Source organism: Halpernia sp. GG3, assembly GCF_052976925.2.
Genome location: NZ_JBRIIR020000016.1, coordinates 1 through 20055, shown reverse-complemented (window position 1 = coordinate 20055; position 20055 = coordinate 1). Strand labels below are relative to the sequence as shown.

Below are 20055 nucleotides of genomic sequence, written 5' to 3'. Positions count from 1 at the left end.
ATAACTTTAATTATTAATTTTATTGATTACCAAGTCATTTTGGAAGAATTTAAACCCATTTTTTCTTCTCTAATATTTCCATTTCTAAAATAACTGATTAGATTCCTGCAAAATGATAAACACGCTTAAAAAAAGAATATAAATTTAAAATTATGTGGCAAAAAATCATCCCAAAATTACCGATACGCGATAAAAAATTAACTAAAAACTTTTATATAAATAGATTAGGTTTTACTGAAGTTGGCGATTGGGGCGATTATCTGATGATTTCTAAAGATGAAATTGAAATCCATTTATTTCTATATAAAGATTTAAATCCCAAAGAAAATTATGGAATGGTTTATATAAGAACCAGCGATATTGAGGAAATTTATCAAAGTTTTTTAGATAACGGAATTAAAATTCATCCCAATGGAAAACTTAAAAATAAGATCTGGAAGCAGTTAGAATTTTCAATTTTAGACCCAGACAATAACCTTTTAACTTTCGGACAAGGTATCATGTAATGAAAAAAAAGGATTTAGTAATACTTTCCGGTGCCGGAATTTCTGCGGAAAGTGGCATTAAAACGTTTCGTGATTCTAATGGATTATGGGAAAATCACCACGTAGAAGATGTGGCAAGTCCGGAAGGTTTTGCAAGAAATCCGAAACTGGTTTTAGATTTTTACAATGCGAGACGTAAACAATTAAGTGAGGTTTCCCCGAATGATGCACATTTAATTTTGGCAGAGTTAGAGAAAAAATTTAATGTGGAAATTATTACTCAGAACGTGGATGATTTGCATGAGCGCGCTGGCTCCACAAATGTTTTACATCTTCACGGTGAACTGTTAAAAGCCCGAAACATTTTAAATTCTTATAAAATTATCGATTGGAAAGGGGATATGAAAATTGGTGACCTTGATGAAAGCGGAATTCAATTGAGACCACACATTGTTTGGTTTGGCGAAATGGTTCCAGAATTGGAAAACGCAGCTGAAAAAGTTTCGCAGGCAGATTTCTTCATTATTGTCGGTACTAGTTTACAGGTTTATCCGGCCGCAGGTTTGATAGAATTTGCGTCAGAAAATTGTCAAATTTTTATAATTGACCCAAATCTTGAAAAAAAATTGGTGCGGCATACCCATTTTTATAAAATGTCTGCCAGTGAAGGAATGCGGCTAATTAGGAAGAAACTAGAAGATATTTAATGGGTTAAAATAATTTTATAACACTGATAACTAGCAAATTTGTTTTCGATTTTAAAATAGCTGATTTATTTTCAAAAATATTAAATTTAAGCATTTGCCTATTTTTAAATCTCTTCTTAAAATGGTATCTTTACAACTGGTACTATTCCCTAATAAAGTAATTGTTTTACTTTAATTGAGATTAAAAAAAATGGAAAAATATTTAGAAAACCAATATTTAGAAATACGGAATCAGATTCCGGAAAGTGTTCAGCTAGTCGCTGTATCAAAATTTCATCCAGTAGAAAAAATCGAATTGGTTTATAATTTAGGTCAAAGAGTCTTTGGTGAAAACAAAGTGCAGGAATTAGTTGAAAAATATGAAACCTTACCAAAAGATATTGAATGGCATTTGATTGGTCATTTACAAACCAATAAAGTAAAGTATATTGCACCTTTTGTGCACACAATTCAAAGTGTTGATTCTGAAAAAGTATTGAAAGAAATTAATAAAGAAGCCTTAAAAAATTCGCGAATCATCAATGTTTTGCTTCAGGTAAAAATTGCCGAAGAAGAATCTAAATTTGGATTAACTATTTCTGAAACTGAAAAAATTTATCAGGAATATTTAAATGGCGACTTTCCGTATATTAAAATTACAGGATTGATGGGAATGGCAACTTTTACAGAAGATAAAGTACAAGTTAAAAGTGAATTTTTAAAGTTGAAAACTTTATTTGACAAACTCAATAATATTAAAAAATTAGAAATGCTTTCAATGGGAATGAGCGATGATTTTAAGCTGGCAATTGAGTGCGGAGCAAATTCTGTGCGTATAGGTTCTGCAATATTTGGTGAGAGAAAATATTGAAGTCTAAAGGAATGATTTTTGTTGCGGCAGAATAGAATTTAAAAAAAATAAAATAAAATTAAGAAATGAAGCAGAAAATTTTAATAGTTGAAGACGAACCGGCAATTTCTGGCGCAATTCACAGTATTTTATCTGATGAAATGCAAGAATATGAATTTTTAGTTGCTGGTGATGGTCTGGAAGCCTACAAATTATTAGAAAAAGAAGATTTCGAATTGATTATTTCGGACATGAAAATGCCTAAACTTTCCGGTAACGAACTTTTAACCCAAACTTTAAAGTTAAAGCCGGAAACTACTTTCATTATGATTTCTGCGTTTGGCGATATCGATACCGCTGTGGGTTGCATCCGCGAAGGCGCGTATGATTTCATCGAAAAACCAATTGATATTAACCGCTTGATTACGAGTGTTAAAAATGCTTTGCACAGGGAAGTTTTAAGAAAAGAAAATAAAAATCTGCAAAGTGAAAATTCTAATTTAAAGAAAAAAGTAAGTAAAAAATATCAGATGATTGGGGATTCCCCTGCGTTGAAAGAGATACAGGACATCATTGATAAAGTAGCTGTTTCCGATGCGCGCGTTTTAATTACAGGTCCAAATGGTGCTGGAAAAGAACTTGTTGCACATGCCATTCACGCTCAAAGCGACAGAAATAAAGGTCCGATGGTAGAAGTAAATTGTGCCGCAATTCCATCAGAATTGATTGAATCTGAACTTTTTGGACATATGAAAGGTTCATTTACCGGCGCTATTAAAGACAAACAGGGAAAATTTGAGTTGGCAACAGGCGGGACAATTTTTCTGGATGAAGTTGGCGATATGAGTTTGAGCGCGCAGGCAAAGGTTCTTCGTGCTTTGCAAGAGAAAAAGGTATCACCTGTTGGAAGTGATAAAGAAATAAAAGTAGACGTGCGTGTTTTGGCGGCGACAAATAAAGATTTGAAAAAAGAAATTGAGGAGGGGAAATTTAGAGAAGATCTTTTTCACAGATTATCTGTGATTGAAATTGCAGTTCCCTCTTTAAACGAAAGATTAGATGATATTCCTTTATTAATCAAACATTTTTCTAGAATTATTTCTGAGGAGCAGGGAACGCCAAAGAAAGATTTTAGCGATGGCGCTATCACTTCTTTACAGAAACTGAACTGGACCGGAAATATTCGTGAACTGCGAAATGTCGTAGAACGTCTGATGATCTTAGGCAAAAATCCTGTAGAACCGAATGACGTAGATATTTTTGTGAGAAAATAAATCACATTTCTAATACAATTCTTAAAGAATTTAACAATTTAATTTGCCGTATTTTTGCGGCAAATTTTTTTATGTCATTTCTAAACAAAAAGTATACAAAAGCTTCGCTAATTTTGGCCCTTCCCGTCATGCTCACACAAGTTGGGCAGGTTTCCGTAAACTTATTTGATAATATTATTGTGGGAAATCTTTTGGGCGCAGATGCTTTGGCTTCAGTTGCCTTGGCAAATGGCGTATTTTTCTCAATTTTTGTTTTTGCCTTAGGTTTTTCATTTGCCATTCCGCCATTAGTTTCTGAGGCGCATGTTACCAATAACCACGAAAAAATAAATCAGGTTTTTCGCCATGGTTTCGTTATTAATATGGTAGTTGCCATTTTATTAATGTCCATTTTGTATGCTGCTTTACCATTAATTTACCACTTAGATCAACCGCCGAAAATTATCCCAAATACGATAAGTTATTTAAGTATTATGATCTTAACGATGATTCCCTTTATGCTATTTCAGACACTTCGTGAAGTTTCTGAAGGACTTTCTTACACAATTGGCGTTACAAAAGCGACAATCGCCGCAAACGTTGTAAATATTATTTTAAATTATATTTTCATAAAAGGTTTGTTCGGAGTTAAACCAATGGGCGTTGATGGTTCTGCATGGGCCACTTTTATTGCTAGAATTTTTATGGTGGTTCTACTCTATTTTATTCTTCGTAAAAAGGATGTTACAAGAAGATATATTTTAGATTTCTCTTTAAAAATAAAAAGTTTCTCAAAAAATATTTTTGAAACCATGATTCGCTTAGGATTTCCAACAGCGTTACAAATGTTTTTTGAAATTTCGGCTTTTGCTGCGGCGGCTTTTATTTGTGGTTTAATTTCTGCAAATGATATTGCTTCACATCAAATTGCTTTGTCAATGGCATCTTTTACCTTTAATTTATGTATTGGTTTTAGTGTCGCTTCTACAATTATGGTTGGACGGCGAATTGGCGAAGGTGATTTTGCTGGTGTAAAAGCAGTTGGAATTAATAATATTAAAATCACGTTTATTTTTATGGCATTGTGTGGCACTTTTTTCATACTTGGCCGACATATTCTGCCTACATTTTTTACAAAAAAAGAAGATGTAGAAGTTATTTTATTAGCTTCAAAATTATTAATTGTTGCGGCATTATTTCAATTATCAGATGGAATTCAAGTGACTGCTTTAGGAAGTTTGCGCGGTTTACAAGATGTGAAAGTACCGAGCATTATTACCTTTATTGCCTATTGGGTCATCACTTTACCGCTGGGTTATTTCCTCTGTGTGAGTATGGATCTGGGTGCGCTTGGCGTTTGGATTGCTTTGGGAATAGGGCTTAGTATTTCAGCGATTTTACTGGTGCGAAGGTTTTTAACTCTGGCAGATAAAAAAATTGCTTTGAATTTGCTTAAATAATTAATCGTATATTCCTTTTATTGTCGAATCCTTCGCGGCCCCACTTGAGTGAAAATCCTTTTTTTTGCATTTGAAAAAAAAGATTGACTCAAATTTATAATTTATGATTGAATCGTCGAAACTCGTTCCTCGATTTGGAAACGAAAAGCGGATATAGTTGCCTAAAAAAAATAAATTAAAAAATTAAAAAAAATGGAAATTAATATAAGAAAACTAGAACTTTCAGATTACGAGGTTTTGGTAAGTGTCATGCGAGACGCTTATCCGCAAATGAAAGACTATGTTTGGTCGAAAAAAAGCATCCAAAAGCTTACAAAAGTTTTCCCGGAAGGACAGATTTGTATCACCGTTGATGGGAAATTAGCCGCTGCTTGTCTTTCGATTATTGTGCAATACGAATTGTTTGGCGATGACCATACTTACGCAGATATTACCGCAGATTACACGTTTAATACGCACACCGATATTGGAAATGTTCTTTATGGAATTGAGGTTTTTGTTGCTCCAGAACATAGAACTTTGCGATTAGGCAGAAGACTCTATGATGCGCGAAAAGAATTGTGCGAGCAATTAAATTTACGTTCTATTATTTTAGGTGGTAGAATTCCAAATTATTCTAAACACAGCCACGAACTTTCGCCACGAGCGTATATTTCTAAAGTTCGGGATAAAGAGATTTATGATCCGGTATTAAGTTTTCAATTATCTAATAATTTTTTACCGATTAGGGTTTTAAAAAAATATTTACCCGAAGATGAAGCGTCAAAAGAAAACGCCGTTTTGCTACAATGGAATAATATCTATTATAGCAAAAAGAATCTGAACACAATGCAAGACAGCGTGATCAGGCTTGGTTTAGTGCAATGGCAAATGCGTCATTTTAAGACGATTGATGATTTTTATAATCAGGTTGAATTTTTCGTTAATGTGATGGGCGATTACAAAGCCGATTTCGTACTATTTCCAGAATTGTTTAATACGCCACTTCTCGCACCATTCAACCATCTTTCTGAAAGAGAAAGTATGTTTGAACTGGCAAAATTAACGGAAGAAATTAAAGTGAGAATTTCTGATTTTGCGATCAGTTACAATGTGAATATTATTTCCGGCAGTATGCCTTTTGAAGAAAATGGTGAACTTTACAATATGTCTTATTTAATGCACCGCGACGGAAAAATTGATGAATACAAGAAAATTCACATCACGCCAAATGAACGCCGCTATTACGGCATGAAAGGTGGCAACGAAATAAAAGCCTTTGATACAGATTGTGGAAAGATTGGTTTAATTATTTGCTATGACGTAGAATTCCCTGAACTTTCCCGACTTCTCGCTGATCAAGGCATGAAAATTTTATTTGTTCCTTATCTCACAGACACGCAAAATGCGTACACAAGAGTTCGAAATTGCGCCGCTGCGAGAGCCATAGAAAATGAGTGCTATGTTGCGATTGCAGGTTGCGTCGGAAATTTACCGGGCGTAAATAATATGGATATTCAGTTTGGACAAGCTGCAGTTCTCACGCCTTCAGACTTCTCTTTTCCCACAAATGGTGTAAAAGGCGAAGCAACGCCAAATACGGAAATGACGTTAATTGTAGATGTTGATCTTAACCATTTGAAAGATCTTCATTACAACGGCGCTGTAAGAACGATTACAGACCGCCGTAAAGATTTATATGATACAATTTCTCTTAACACAGAAAAATAAAAAGAATTCCCAAAACTACCGTTTTGGGAATTCTTTATTTTGAATGGATCACTAATTCTCTCCACCCATTTATGAAAGTTATAGATTGAAAAATATTATTCCAATAATTGCGATAAGAGAGAACAAACCAATGGAGACTGGTCTGAAAAAATCAGAACTTTCAAGTTGTTTGATATTTTTATTAATTGACTTCCTAAATAAAAAGTATATGATAAATGGTAAACACGCAACGAAACACCATGCATAAATTGTTGTAATATGCATCAATTTATCTTTTGCATTTCTGATTAATACAAAAAATATTAAATCTGATAATATTGCTTCCAAAGTAAATATGAGACTATTTAATAATACTCCATTAAAAATTTTAACACTCGGGTATTTAATTATGCATAAATACGACGAAAAACCCCAAAGTATAGGATTTAATGTTAGCATTAAAATTTGTCCCAAAGTTTCATTTAAACTCCAAGGAAACCACAATATTAAATTTGATAGCCAATAAACTGCGAAACAAACAACTAGATTATATATAATCCACTTTTTAACTTTCATATTAATATTCTATAATATTTTCCTACAACTTAAACTCCAACTTCACATTAAAAAAACGTCCCGTTAATCTTACTGGAACTGGATAAATTAATCCAGAATTCACATCCGTAATTGAAGTATTTGCAACCGTATTATTGATATTAAAAGCATTAAAGATCTGAACGCCTAAACTTAATTCTTTAAAATTTCCCCAGAAACCGCCGTTAACTTTATTGTCTTTTTGATCAATGAAAATTTTAGATAAACCAATATCTACTCGTTTATAAGAAGGCAAATTGCTTTGGTATTTGTAGCGAAATGTAAAGTCTGGTTTTCCGTTAGCGTCTAAGGCAATCGGTGCGCCGTTTGGTAAACCATTGGCGTAAGTTAAAGTTAGGTTTACACGCATTGATGGGAAACGCGGCATGTAATCTTGGTAAAATAGAGCAAATCTGAAACGCTGATCCGTCGGTCTCGGGACATATCCTAAATCATTAATATTTTCAAAGACTCTTGCGTAGCTTGCAGATACCCAAGAATCGACTCCGGGAACAAATTCCCCAAATAATCTCGCGTCTAAACCGTACGCGTAACCTTTTGCGTTATTTTGCCCCGCATAACGGATTCTTACATTGTCCTGAAAATAAGGAATTAAATCGGTTAGTTTTTTATAATAGGCTTCTGTAGTTAATTTAAAAGGTCGATTATTAAGTTTGAATTCATAATCATTGGATAAAATTATCTGTATTGATTTTTGTGATTTTATAGTCGGATTAAAATTGCCATCTAAATCTTTAATTTCTTTATAAAACGGCGCTTGGTAATACACGCCACCAGATAATTTAAAAAGCATGTCGATAGCCCAATTTGGTTTTATGGCAATTTGTGCCCGTGGTGAGAAAATCGTTTCATTATTGAAACTCCAATGTGCAAAGCGCGCACCGGCGTTTACAAACATTTTATTTTCGCCCCAAAAGAATTTTTTAGAATATTGCGCGTAAGCCGACATTCTGGTTGGTTCGATATGATTTTCGCCATTAATGCTATATTTTAAAGCCAATTGAGAAGCATCTAAATTTCCAGGATTGGCAAAATTATGATGCGAGCCGTAACCAATGGAATCTACCAACTGAAATTCATTGGTCAAATCTTGTACATTTTCTTTTTCATATTTAAAACCAACTTCATAATCTGTATTTACATTTGGCGAAAATCTGGTTTTAAACTGTGCGCCGTAGGTTTTGACCAACAAATCATTTCTCGCGTGATCGATTTGGCCCCCAACATCATAAGAAGTAATTGGCGCGCCGGTTGCAGGATCAAAGGTTTGTAATTCGTAACCAGAAGCTATGTCATAATATTCTTTTTCCCGGTTTTGATACGCAAAATTATCAAGAGTGAATTTAAATTTTTTTGAAGGTTTAAATGAAACAGAAGCCGTTCCCATCATATTTCTATATTGATCATTTTCCTGTCCGCTATAACCTATATTTAATTTTATCGGCTGAAGAAATGTGCCGAAATCGACCTCTTTTTGTTTTGGAATCACTTGGAAAATATTTTTAGAATAGTAACCTAAAAATGAAATTGCCCATTTAGAATTGATGTCATAATTAATATACGACTGAAAATCTTGGTATTGTGGGTTGAAATCTGTCTGCTCATTTAAAGTATTAAGAACCAAATTCGTATTTCTGTAACGTGCAGAAAATAAAGCCGATAATTTTTTATCTTTCGACGCAAAACCCGTGGAAAGCCGACCACCAATTAAACTTGCTTCGCCAGAAATTTCGAATTTCTCTGGTTGTCTGTAATAAATATTTAAACTAGAAGACATTTTATCCCCATATTTTGGCTCAAATCCGCCTGCAGAAAAATTGATGTTTGAAACCATATCAGGATTAATGATACTTAATCCTTCCTGCAAAGAGTTTCTAATTAAATAAGGTCTATAAATTTCAATATCATTGATGTAAATTAAGTTTTCATCAAAATTTCCGCCACGAACCATGTACTGCGAACTCAATTCTGAATTAGAATTTACAGAAGGTAAAGTTTTTAATAAACCTTCAATTCCCCCCGAAAGTGACGCGACTTGTTGCGCTTCTTTTGCAGAAATTTCTACAGATGTAAGATCGGTAATTTTAGTTCTGGCTTTTTTCTGAAAAACAACTTCTTGAATCTGACCTTCTTTTGGAATGCTTGCAAAAAGCACATTTACGTTTTGGCTTTTTGGAAATGCTTTTAAAATTTTGGTAAAGGTTTTAAAATTTTCTTTTTCCGCTGTAATTGTTTTAGCCGAACTTGCCAAAGGAATTTTTACAAAACCAGCATTGTCAGTAATATAATTTTGATTATTGTAAGATACTTTTGCTTCTGAAACTGGCGCACCATTTTCATCTATAATTTTCAGATTAATCTGCGAAAAAACCAGAAAAGGTAGAATAAAAAAAAGGAAAAGTTGAATTTTTTTCAAGGTAATGTTTTAAGCAACTAAAATAGGGAAATTTTTTAAATCTGTTAAAAAATTTTAACACTTCAGAATATCTCAGAACATTTGAAATAACTTGTTTTACTTTATAAAATTGCTTCTCTTACCCTTGTTAATTTCTCTAATAAATTTTCTAACAAATCTAAACGCAACATATTAGCACCGTCAGATAGTGCAACGGAAGGATCAGGATGTGTTTCAATAAATAATCCGTCTGCACCAACAGCAATTCCAGCCTTTGCGATCGTTTCAATTAAATCTGGTCTTCCGCCAGTTATGCCGGAACTTTGGTTAGGTTGCTGCAAAGAATGCGTCACATCAAGAATCACGGGCGCATAATTTTTCATAGTTGGAATTCCGCGGAAATCAACTACTAAATCGGTGTAGCCAAAAGAATTTCCCCGTTCTATGATCGCTGTTTTTAGATTTCCGGAATCCGTCATTTTTTCAATCGCAAATTTCATGGATTCTGGGGAAAGAAATTGTCCTTTTTTCAAAGTAACGCATTTTCCGGTTTTTGCGGCGGCAATCAACAGATCAGTTTGCCGCACTAAAAACGCAGGGATCTGCAGCACATCAACATATTGTGCGGCCAAGGCAGCGTGTTCATTTTCATGAATGTCTGTTGTAGTTGGAATGTTAAACGTCTCCCCCACTTTACGTAAAATTTCTAAAGATTTTTCCTCGCCAATGCTTGTAAAACTATCAACTCTTGAACGGTTTGCTTTTTTAAAACTACCTTTAAAAATATAAGGAATTTCAAATTTATCGGTGATCTTTATTACTTTTTCAGCAATCCTAAGCGCCATATCTTCGCCTTCAATAATACATGGACCTGCAATTAAGAAAAAGTTTTTAGAATTTTTATGTTGAATATTATCTAAGTATTGTATCATGTGGAATTTAATTTAGACAAAAATAATTAAAACTTAGCAATAATTTTTTCAATCGTGTTTATATTTCTGGAAGTAAGCGAATCTTTAAATTTTTTCTTACCTAAAATTTTACCAAAACTAGAATCTAAAGTATTTCCTTTTTTGACTTTCCAGTAAAAATTTACGCCTACCATTTTCGCATCTTCGCCTTCGGATTTTTCAGTTTCTATAAAATTTTTTAAGAGTTCATCTTCAAAATGTGGATTCGTTATAAAACTATAAATATGAAAATCTGAATCTTTTCGGAAAGGATTTTTGTCTAAAATACATTTCACTTCTTCAGCCGTTTTTAGAAATAAAAAAGCGTCATAATTGAAATAACTTGAGAGTACTTTTTCTAATTTTTCCTTTAAAAAATTTTTGCCCAGACTTGAATTAAAAATAATATTTCCAGTGGCTAAAACTGAGATGACTTTGTCAATGTCATTGTCAGAAAAAACTTTACACACTTCCGACATCTTCATCGATATACCATTGACATTCACGCCGCGAAGAAAGACGACATACTTTTGATCATTTTTCATTTTTGATAATTAAATTTCACCATTAAAAAATTTAATTTAACACGCATGCAAAATGAACAATTTTAACCGTAAAAACAATTATTTCAAATTTACATACTTTATATTTTAAAAATAATAAATGTTCGCTTTTATTAAATAATAAAATTTAACGATTTTTAAATGAGAAAAATGATTCCCTGCTTGTAACGTTTTAAAGATTTACTGATCTTTGACAGAATATCAGCCTTTGTTTTATGTTTTACACTTAAAAACACTGAAGGAAATTTGTACAAAAAATGACCTTTTCATTACTTTCTTTGTAAACAAGGCAGTTTTATTTTACAGGATACGCTTTGTATTTTAGTTTATAATAAAGGAAATATTACCCAAGATATGTTGCAAAATATTGCAGATTTTGCAGATTTTTTTAGCGGTCAGCCCATTGAGCGAAATGCAGATTATGGTTTTCATCAGCTTACGGAGATTGCGTTAAAAGCCTTAAGTCCGGGAATTAACGATCCCGCGACCGCGGTTCTTAGTCTTCATGCTTTAGGTGCGGTTTTAAAATTTAAACTAACACATTTGCTACCTTATTTAGTTTACGATCATAAAAAACCGCCAGGATCTACAGATCAAGTTCAACTTTTTTTGAGAATTTCGAAAAGTGCATTGTCCCGATCTGGAATTATGGCAAAAAAGACCAGTATATTCAAAATCAATTATTTGAAATGATTGAGAAACTTCAAATACTGGATCATAAAAATCTTTACACTCCTACTTTTGATTTGTGGTTAAATAAAATCGGCGAGCAAAAAATTCTGTCTTAATTTCTTAAATTTTTTGCAAATTTATATTAGGAATGCTAAATAATTTATAACTTAGATATAGCATAAAAATTAACCTATATGAAAACCAGCCAACTTAAATCTATTCTTTCGTATTGTGGATTTGTCGCAATCATTGGAATAGTGATCACTTTCACGACCAATTCTACTAAACTGTACAAACCTGTAAAAGAAACACAGAACGAGTGGAAAAATTTAAAAGTTTTACCTCAGAATATTTCCGAAGACAGTTTGCATTTTGTAATGAGGACATTTAATACTTCATTGGGAGTTAGATGTAATTATTGCCACGCTGCGAAAGCTGATGATGCCACTAAATTGGATTTTGCATCTGACACAAAAAAATCAAAATTAATCGCGAGAGGAATGCTGGAAATGACGAACGATATCAATTCAAAATATTTCTTGCCTCACGCCCCAGATCCCAAACCAAAACAAGTAACCATGGTCTATTGTATTACGTGTCATCGCGGAAATACAAACCCAACGGAATATATGCAGGATTTAAGTAAAATGATTCCTAAATTAATGCCTGAACGAAAGGAGGAAAAAAAATAAGTTTTTTATTTTCACTAAAACAGCAACTATGGAAGTTGCTGTTTTTTATTGGTAGTAATTTGAACTGATCAAAATTTGAAAATTAATCAAATTGCATTTCAGGGATTTCTCCATCAATAATTAAATCTGCTTCCGTTGCTTTTATAATATCTTCTACAGAAACGCCTGGTGCTCGTTCTAAAAGTCTAAAACCTTTTGGCGTTATTTCTAAAACTGCTAATTCCGTAACCACTTTTTTCACACATCTAACGCCCGTTAGAGGTAAAGTGCAATTTTTTAAAATCTTAGATTCGCCTTTTTTATTGACGTGCATCATAGCCACGATGATATTTTCTGCGGAAGCCACCAAATCCATGGCACCGCCCATTCCTTTCACCATTTTACCAGGAATTTTCCAATTGGCAATATCACCATTTTCAGAAACTTCCATTGCGCCGAGAATTGTTAGATCTACTTTCTGACTGCGGATCATACCAAAACTAAAAGCAGAATCAAAAAATGAAGCGCCAGGAAGTGCTGTTATTGTTTGTTTTCCGGCATTTATTAAGTCTGGATCTTCTTCGCCTTCAAAAGGAAAAGGGCCCATTCCTAAAACCCCATTTTCACTTTGGAATTCCACGGAAAGATCATGTGAAACGAAGTTAGCGACTAATGTTGGAATGCCGATTCCAAGGTTTACATAATAACGGTCTTTTACTTCCTTTGAAATTCTTTGGGCAATTTGTTCTTTTGTAAGCATGGTAAAATCTTATGCTGCAATTTAAATAAAAATCATCTAATATAAAAACACAAGTGTCGTAAATAGAGCAAAACAATCAGATTAATGAGTATTTTTGCACCTTATTATTTTTAGAATGAAAACATTATTACGTTATTTAAAACCACACAAATGGTTACTTATATTATCTCTCGTTTTGGCCACTGTAAATCAGGTATTTTCTTTATTTGGTCCGGCAATTACGGGGAATATTCTTGATCAATTAGTAACGCATCCAAATTTCTTTGATAAAGAAAAGAACATTCCAAGAACTTTACATCAGTTTTTTAACGGTACAGATATTTACCATGGCGTATTTTACTTCTTAGGATTATTGATCGGAACTGCAATGGTGAGTAGAATTGCAAAAGCCTTTCAGGATTATGTGGTCAATGTAATTACTCAAAAATTTGGCGCAAATATCTTCACGGATGGATTACAACACTCTATGGCATTGCCTTATCAGGAATTTGAAGACCAAAGAAGTGGTGAAACCTTGTCTATTTTAACAAAAGTAAGAGAAGATTCTGTAAAGTTTATCACCAATTTTATCAATGTATTTTTTGGAATTTTGGTCAGCATCATCTTCGTTTCAATTTACGCTGTTCGTTTACATTGGTCGATAATGCCGGTTTATATTGTCGGGATTTTCTTTATTGCATTTATTACTAATTTATTGAGCAAAAGAATTAAAACCATTCAGAAAACAATTGTTTCAGAAACCAATAGTTTGGCGGGAAGCACTACAGAAAGTCTTCGAAATATAGAGATTGTTAAAAGTTTAGGTTTAACGAAACAGGAAGTTAAACGACTGAATAACAATACGTACAAAATTTTAGGACTCGAACTTAAAAAAGTAAAAAGCATCCGTTCTCTAAGTTTTATTCAGGGAACAATGGTTAATTTTTTACAACAAACTATCACTTTCACTTTATTATTTTTAATATTTAAAAATGTGGTGACGCCGGGACAATATTTATCCTTGGTATTTTATGGTTTCTTTATTTTCGGTCCGATGCAGGAAATTGGAAATATTATTATTTCTTACCGCGAAGCCGAAGCGTCGCTTTTTAATTTTGATCAATTAATGAAAAAGAAAGTGGAAGAAAAACCATTGACACCAAAACAAATTGGTGGAATTGAAAAATTGGATTTTAAAAATGTGTCTTTCCAACATCAATCTTCCACTTACAAAGCCTTGACCGATATTTCTTTTGAAGTTAAAAATGGGGAAACCATCGCGTTTGTCGGCCCAAGTGGCGCAGGGAAAAGTACTTTGGTTAAATTATTAGTAGGATTATACCGACCAAAAGAAGGAAATATTTTCTATAATAGTATTAACGGAAATGAATTTGATTTTGATGAATTGCGGTATCAAATTGGTCTTGTAACGCAGGACACTCAACTTTTTGCAGGAACAATTAAAGAAAATCTTCTCTTTGTAAATCCTGATGCGACCGATGAAGATATTAATTTGGCTTTAAAAAAATCCAGTTGTACCGGTTTAATTGAAAGAGCCGACAACGGCATTCAAACGGTTATCGGCGAAGGTGGATTAAAATTAAGTGGCGGAGAAAAACAAAGAATTGCCATTGCCAGAGCCTTACTAAGAAAGCCACATCTGCTGATTTTTGATGAAGCGACTTCTGCGCTAGACAGCATTACCGAAGAAGAAATTACTTCGACAATAAGAGAAATTTCCAGAAAAAAAGAACAGATTACGGTTCTGATCGCACACCGATTATCGACTATTATGCACGCGGACAGAATTTATGTTTTAGAGCGTGGAAAAGTGATAGAAATGGGTTCTCACGAAAATCTTCTTAATGAAAAAGGTTTGTATTACGCGATGTGGCGACAGCAAATTGGGGAACGGAAAGTAATAGAAAAGCCGACAGCAATCATTTAATTTTATTGATATTGTTCTTAATATTATTTTTAATATCGTAATTTTATAAAATGAAAACAAGAATTTTAGGAAACAGCGGATTAGAAGTTTCTACATTAGGTTTAGGTTGTATGGGAATGAGTTATGGTTATGCCCCATTTCCGGAGAAAAAAGATTCTATCGAATTACTTAGAAAAGCAGTAGAATTAGGTGTCACTTTTTTTGATACGGCAGAAGTTTATGGACCTTATATTAATGAAGAACTTTTAGGTGAAGCTTTAAAACCACTTCGAGAAAAAGTAGTTTTGGCGACAAAATTTGGTTTTAATATTGAAAATGGCAAAATGGCGGGAGTAAACAGTCGCCCAGAAAATATTAGAAAAGTGGCTGAAGAATCTTTAAAAAGATTACAAACCGACGTTATAGATTTGTTTTATCAACATAGAGTTGATCCAAATATTCCAATTGAAGAAGTTGCTGGAACGGTAAAAGATCTTATAAAAGAAGGAAAAGTGAAACATTTCGGTTTGTCAGAAGCCGGTGCAAACACCATTAGAAAAGCACATTCTGTTCAGCCAGTTACTGCTTTGCAAAGTGAATATTCTTTGTGGACGAGAACGCCAGAAAATGAAATTATACCTTTACTGGAAGAACTTGGGATTGGTTTTGTACCTTTTAGTCCGTTGGGAAAAGGCTTTTTAGCCGGAAAAATAGATGAGAACACTTCTTTTAAGAAAGGAGATCTCAGAGGAATTACGCCAAGATTTACACCTGAAGCGATGGTAGCAAACAGAGCGTTGGTCGAAGTTTTGGAAAAAATTGGTAAAGAGAAAAATGCTTCTTCCGCGCAAATTGCTTTGGCTTGGCTCTTAGCTCAAAAACCGTGGATCGTTCCAATTCCGGGCACGACGAAATCACACAGATTGAAAGAAAACATTGCATCTGCTGAAATTGAACTGACAAAAGAAGATCTGAAAAATATTGATGAAAAAGCCTCAGAAATTGAAATTAAAGGCGCAAGATATCCGGAAGCGGCAGAAAAAATGACTGGATTGTAGAGGTTTTTACTAAAGAAAATCTGTTTATTTAAATAAATTTATCCCTGTGAAATCAATTGATTTTGCGGGGATTTTTATGATTATTTTTAAATAATTTTGCTCTTTATAAATGGTTTGTTGTAAAAACTAAAGTTGAATTTCGTAGAAAAAGCAAATTCCAGTTTTTGTATCAATAAAATATCTTGAACCTTGATCAAAATCACCATTGATTTTATATTTATTTGAATCTTTTGTTGGCTTAAACCAATTTGGCTTTGACTCTATAAAGTCATCATTTCTTACAGAATCAAGAATTAAGTTGTTTTGCTTTATAAATTCATTTAACCAAATTTTCTTTGGTGAAAATTCTAAAAACATAACATATTCCTTTGTCCAATGGGCAGATTGCCAATATTGTCCATTAATTAATCTTAAATCAGAATTTGGATTAGTACCACTTCAATATTTGTAAACTTCAGTTGGATCATTGGTTTTTATTTCGCTACAACTTACAATATAAAGTAAAGTGAAAAGTAATAGTAAATTTTTTATTTTCATCCCCTATATTCTCTCTTTCTCACCGTCCGCTGCTCAATCCTTTTCTCAAAATTCTCACCCTGAAAAATCCGTTGCACCATAATTCCTGGAATGTGGATTTCATTAGGATCTAAAACGCCCGGTTCTACCAATTCTTCTACTTCTGCAATGGTAATTTTTCCCGCGCCCGACATTGGTGCGTTAAAATTTCTGGCAGTTCCCTTAAAAATTAAATTACCGTTGTGATCACCTTTCCAGGCTTTTACGATAGAAAAATCAGCTTCAAAAGCGTGTTCTAAAATATGCATTTTGCCATGAAATTCTTTGGTTTCTTTGCCTTCCGCGACTTCTGTACCGTAACCTGCGGGTGTATAAAATGCAGGAATTCCGGCTTGTGCGGCGCGACATTTTTCGGCTAAAGTGCCTTGTGGTGTGAGTTCTACATCTAATTCACCTGAAAGCATTTGGCGCTCAAATTCAGCATTCTCTCCCACGTAAGAAGAGATCATTTTTTTGATCTGCTTTTTTTGAAGTAACAAGCCCAAACCAAAATCATCAACGCCGGCGTTATTGGAAATACAGGTAAGATTGGTTACATTTTTCTTTACGAGTTCTGAAATGCTATTTTCAGGGATTCCGCAAAGTCCGAAACCGCCTAGCATAATGGTTTGTCCGTCTTTTACATCTGCTAAAGCTTCTTCTACGTTTGCGACTCTTTTATCTATCATTCTTATTTTCTTTTTCTTGGTTTAAAATTAAGATTTTTTAGGGGAAGAGAGAAATAAAGCAAGATAAAATATAATTTTTTACTCACTGTTCTTTTTTCTTGATAAAAAAGAACTAAAAAATCAGGCTTGGAAACTCACCTAAAAATTTAAATCTAAACCTAAAATTTTTGAACTCGGGCGGAAATTTTGATTTGCATGTGTTGTTTATTTTTTGCCGCCACTCAAACAGAAAAAATTTTTGACGGCTTAAAATTAAATTTTCTTAACGGCTCCGTTTCCGAGGTCGTTTGGAATATGAAGAAAATATATATTAAAAAATATAATTTTCTATAGTGAGATTCTTACGCATGAGGGCGTAGGTAGAAATCCTTTCTTGCGCGTGGCTTTGCCGCGCGCAAGAAAGATTGGGAACCGAAGACCGACCTTTTTCTTTAGACAAATTTTCTTCATTGCGAAACGTCTCCAAAGAAAAGGGGCATGCCCAAATAATTAGCCTATAAAAAGATGTAAATATGTTGGTTAATCAGAAAATTTATTTTATTTTTGCAAACTGTTAACCAACCTCTGACGATGTCCGTGAACGTTGCTTAGCTTGACAAAAATTTTTATATTAAACAATGGATTTAATTAATTACGTACAAGACAAGTACATTGAGAAGAAAGACTTCCCAAAATTTAAAGCAGGTGATACTATCACTGTTTATTACGAAATTCGTGAGGGTGCTAAAACTAGAACTCAGTTTTTTAAAGGTGTGGTAATTCAATTAAGAGGAACTGGTCTTACAAAAACTTTTACCATCAGAAAAATGAGTGGTGATGTAGGTGTAGAAAGAGTTTTCCCTTTAAATTTACCAGCGCTTCAAAAAATCGAGATCGATAGAAGAGGTAAAGTTAAAAGAGCAAGAATTTATTACTTCCGTAAACTTCGTGGTAAGAAAGCGAGAATTAAGGATGTTGCAAGAAAATAATTTTCTGCAAAGAGATAGAAAAAACCACCGAATTTCGGTGGTTTTTTTGTTTGATAACTTAGATATTGAAATCCAGTTAGCATAAAAATTTAAAAAAGCTTACCCTTCAAGTGTAAATAAAAAAAACCACTTTCAATTGAAAGTGGTTTAAAAATATTGTTAATTATTTTATTTTTTAATTATTAATTTAGAAGAATTTTCTACTCCTAAACCTGTGACTTTAACAATATAAACGCCATTTTGAAGTTTCGCGGTCGAAATACTTTCTGATCCCAAAACTTTATCGCTTGATACTAATCTTCCGGAAGCATCATAAACTTCCACGGATAATTTTCCTAATTGCTGCGGAGGAACTTTTATGAAAAATTCATTTTTAGCAGGATTTGGATAAATACTGATGTCTTTAACTTTTATATTTTCAGTACTTGAAAGTGCAGTGCAATCAGCAGGAACATTAAAGTCTTCTACCTGATCTGTAATTCCAGACGACGCCCCTACTTTGCTTCCGGCTGAAGCATTTAAGCCTAAACCTCTTTTAGCAAAAACTCCCCAAATCATACATCTGTCTGTGCCACCTGTTGTAGCAACATCTGCCGCAATAATGGCATCTCTACTTTGCACAAACGTGGGTAAACAAGGGTTTAATTTTAAACCATTTATTATTAATTGTAATACTCTTGCACTTCCGCTGGTTGTATTTGCCATCACATCTGAGGCGTATCCATATTTTACAACATATTTCCAATGAAGATCCCAAAGCATAGTTGTCCATAGGAATCCAATTTGGTGTGGTTCAACTAAAGTGGTGCCACTTGCAGAGTCAACATAAGTCGAAAAAGTAGTATCATTTGATTTACCATAGGTATAATTATTGACACTAAAGTCTGGGGAATATTGTGCAGGACGAATACCTATACTATTAGCTGCTGCACTTATTACGTAAGTTCCTACTCCTCTAGGAACTGTAGCGTCATCATTTGGTTTATTTGTAAGCATCAGAGCGAAAAAATCTGACCATCCCTCGCCCATTTGTTCATTGTCACTAGAAGTGTTTAGACAGGTTACACTTGGCTCTAATCTATTTGAAATTCCATGTCCATATTCATGTGCTACAATACCACTATCAAAACTGCCATCTCTGTATTTCACCAAATTATCATCAAATTTCAAAGTAGTATTAACATTTATACCTGCATTGATCTGTGACTTAATATACTCACCTTCCGTATTTTCAATTAGTATTGCAGGTATGTTAATTGAAGCATCAGTACCACCCATACCTCCAAATCCTACCGAAGTTGTGGCATTATAAATGATCGCCGCTACTGCACCTGCATTTTGCATATTTTTAGTTTTGACAGTAAACGCACAAGTTCCTCTTTCTGCTAAGCCAATTGTTCCTATTAAATAATTTGTCGGGAGTGCCGTACAAGCATCTAAAACTGGAGAGATTAAAACATTAGCTGTTATACCTGTTGCATTTAATGACGCTCCAAAACTAACGCTATTTTGTGTTGCGGGCATTCTAGTTACAGCGCCTGCAGGAGCATTATAAAATAATCGATTTACTACCAAAGGATTCCAGAGGAACATCTGCATTCTAGGTTTGGAGCCATCAGAAGGAGTTGCAAAATTGGCATTGTCTTTACCACTTCCATCTTGTGATTCTGCAAGTACATAATCATTTTGTGCACCACCTTTACCAAAATTGAAACTCTGAAAATTTCTAGCTGATTCTGTAAAACCTAATCTGTAAAAAATATCATGTACTTTATTATTTAGATAGAATAAATTAGTAGTTGCTGCATTTAAATTATCACTCGGAAAACC

At 33.6% G+C, this 20055-nt stretch carries 17 protein-coding genes and 1 pseudogene; 11 read left to right on the top strand and 7 right to left on the bottom strand.

The annotated features are described in order from the left end of the window. The first annotated feature begins 152 nt into the window (after positions 1-152). The 6 genes from ACVBED_RS09060 to ACVBED_RS09035 all read left to right on the top strand — a co-directional run bounded on the left by ACVBED_RS09060 (position 153) and on the right by ACVBED_RS09035 (position 6444). Complete coding sequence (locus ACVBED_RS09060; protein WP_473094894.1) at positions 153-506, top strand: bleomycin resistance protein; 354 nt, start codon at positions 153-155, stop codon at positions 504-506. Further along, positions 506-1192, top strand: a complete 687-nt coding sequence (locus tag ACVBED_RS09055) for an SIR2 family NAD-dependent protein deacylase (protein ID WP_473094893.1) — start codon at positions 506-508, stop codon at positions 1190-1192. Before ACVBED_RS09060 ends, ACVBED_RS09055 begins: the two co-directional genes overlap by 1 nt. 190 nt (positions 1193-1382) lie before the next feature. Further along, positions 1383-2042 (top strand): YggS family pyridoxal phosphate-dependent enzyme, encoded by a 660-nt coding sequence (locus ACVBED_RS09050; RefSeq protein ID WP_473094892.1) that lies wholly within the window; start codon positions 1383-1385, stop codon positions 2040-2042. A 65-nt stretch (positions 2043-2107) separates the two neighbouring features. Then, positions 2108-3295 (top strand): sigma-54-dependent transcriptional regulator, encoded by a 1188-nt coding sequence (locus tag ACVBED_RS09045; protein ID WP_447121574.1) that lies wholly within the window; start codon positions 2108-2110, stop codon positions 3293-3295. 71 nt (positions 3296-3366) lie between these two features. Beyond that, complete coding sequence (locus ACVBED_RS09040) at positions 3367-4734, top strand: MATE family efflux transporter (protein ID WP_447121573.1); 1368 nt, start codon at positions 3367-3369, stop codon at positions 4732-4734. A gap of 192 nt (positions 4735-4926) precedes the next feature. Then, positions 4927-6444 carry a nitrilase-related carbon-nitrogen hydrolase gene (locus ACVBED_RS09035; RefSeq protein WP_473094891.1) on the top strand — a complete coding sequence of 506 codons (1518 nt, stop codon included), beginning with the start codon at positions 4927-4929 and terminating at the stop codon, positions 6442-6444. A gap of 577 nt (positions 6445-7021) precedes the next feature. Here the strand turns inward: ACVBED_RS09035 and ACVBED_RS09030 are convergent. The 3 genes from ACVBED_RS09030 to ACVBED_RS09020 form a co-directional block, all read right to left on the bottom strand. Then, a complete protein-coding gene (locus ACVBED_RS09030) occupies positions 7022-9193 on the bottom strand; it encodes a TonB-dependent receptor plug domain-containing protein (protein ID WP_473094918.1) in 2172 nt (723 codons plus the stop codon). A gap of 362 nt (positions 9194-9555) precedes the next feature. Then, positions 9556-10365: a 3-deoxy-8-phosphooctulonate synthase gene (gene kdsA / locus ACVBED_RS09025; protein WP_447121572.1), complete on the bottom strand. Its 810-nt coding sequence runs from the start codon at positions 10363-10365 to the stop codon at positions 9556-9558. 26 nt (positions 10366-10391) lie between these two features. Next, positions 10392-10928, bottom strand: coding sequence for a DUF1697 domain-containing protein (locus tag ACVBED_RS09020; protein WP_447121571.1), 537 nt, complete (start codon positions 10926-10928; stop codon positions 10392-10394). A 309-nt stretch (positions 10929-11237) separates the two neighbouring features. On the opposite strand from ACVBED_RS09020, the pseudogene ACVBED_RS09015 reads away from it, so the two are divergent. Both ACVBED_RS09015 and ACVBED_RS09010 read left to right on the top strand, forming a co-directional pair. Continuing rightward, positions 11238-11639, top strand: a pseudogene (locus tag ACVBED_RS09015) (DUF2254 family protein); the annotation flags it as partial. Positions 11640-11812: 173 nt separating this feature from the next. Further along, positions 11813-12310: a c-type cytochrome gene (locus ACVBED_RS09010; RefSeq protein ID WP_447121570.1), complete on the top strand. Its 498-nt coding sequence runs from the start codon at positions 11813-11815 to the stop codon at positions 12308-12310. A gap of 82 nt (positions 12311-12392) precedes the next feature. Here ACVBED_RS09010 and ACVBED_RS09005 read toward each other — a convergent pair whose 3' ends face one another. After that, positions 12393-13049, bottom strand: a complete 657-nt coding sequence (locus tag ACVBED_RS09005) for a CoA transferase subunit B (protein ID WP_447121569.1) — start codon at positions 13047-13049, stop codon at positions 12393-12395. A 115-nt stretch (positions 13050-13164) separates the two neighbouring features. On the opposite strand from ACVBED_RS09005, the gene ACVBED_RS09000 reads away from it, so the two are divergent. Together ACVBED_RS09000 and ACVBED_RS08995 are read left to right on the top strand one after the other, a co-directional pair. Next, positions 13165-14976, top strand: a complete 1812-nt coding sequence (locus ACVBED_RS09000) for an ABC transporter ATP-binding protein (RefSeq protein WP_473094890.1) — start codon at positions 13165-13167, stop codon at positions 14974-14976. Positions 14977-15026: 50 nt separating this feature from the next. Beyond that, entirely contained in the window at positions 15027-16013 is a 987-nt protein-coding gene (locus ACVBED_RS08995) for an aldo/keto reductase (RefSeq protein WP_473094889.1), read from the top strand. A gap of 126 nt (positions 16014-16139) precedes the next feature. On the opposite strand, the gene ACVBED_RS08990 is transcribed toward ACVBED_RS08995, so the two are convergent. Together ACVBED_RS08990 and ACVBED_RS08985 are read right to left on the bottom strand one after the other, a co-directional pair. After that, positions 16140-16370: a hypothetical protein gene (locus ACVBED_RS08990; protein ID WP_473094888.1), complete on the bottom strand. Its 231-nt coding sequence runs from the start codon at positions 16368-16370 to the stop codon at positions 16140-16142. A gap of 176 nt (positions 16371-16546) precedes the next feature. Continuing rightward, entirely contained in the window at positions 16547-17257 is a 711-nt protein-coding gene (locus ACVBED_RS08985) for a CoA transferase subunit A (protein ID WP_473094887.1), read from the bottom strand. A gap of 617 nt (positions 17258-17874) precedes the next feature. On the opposite strand from ACVBED_RS08985, the gene rplS reads away from it, so the two are divergent. Next, the gene (rplS, locus tag ACVBED_RS08980; RefSeq protein WP_473094886.1) at positions 17875-18225 is read left to right on the top strand and encodes a 50S ribosomal protein L19; all 351 of its coding nucleotides are present in this window, start codon (positions 17875-17877) and stop codon (positions 18223-18225) included. Positions 18226-18393: 168 nt separating this feature from the next. On the opposite strand, the gene ACVBED_RS08975 is transcribed toward rplS, so the two are convergent. Then, positions 18394-20055: M36 family metallopeptidase (locus ACVBED_RS08975; RefSeq protein ID WP_473094885.1), on the bottom strand; the 1662-nt coding region annotated here is incomplete at its 5' end.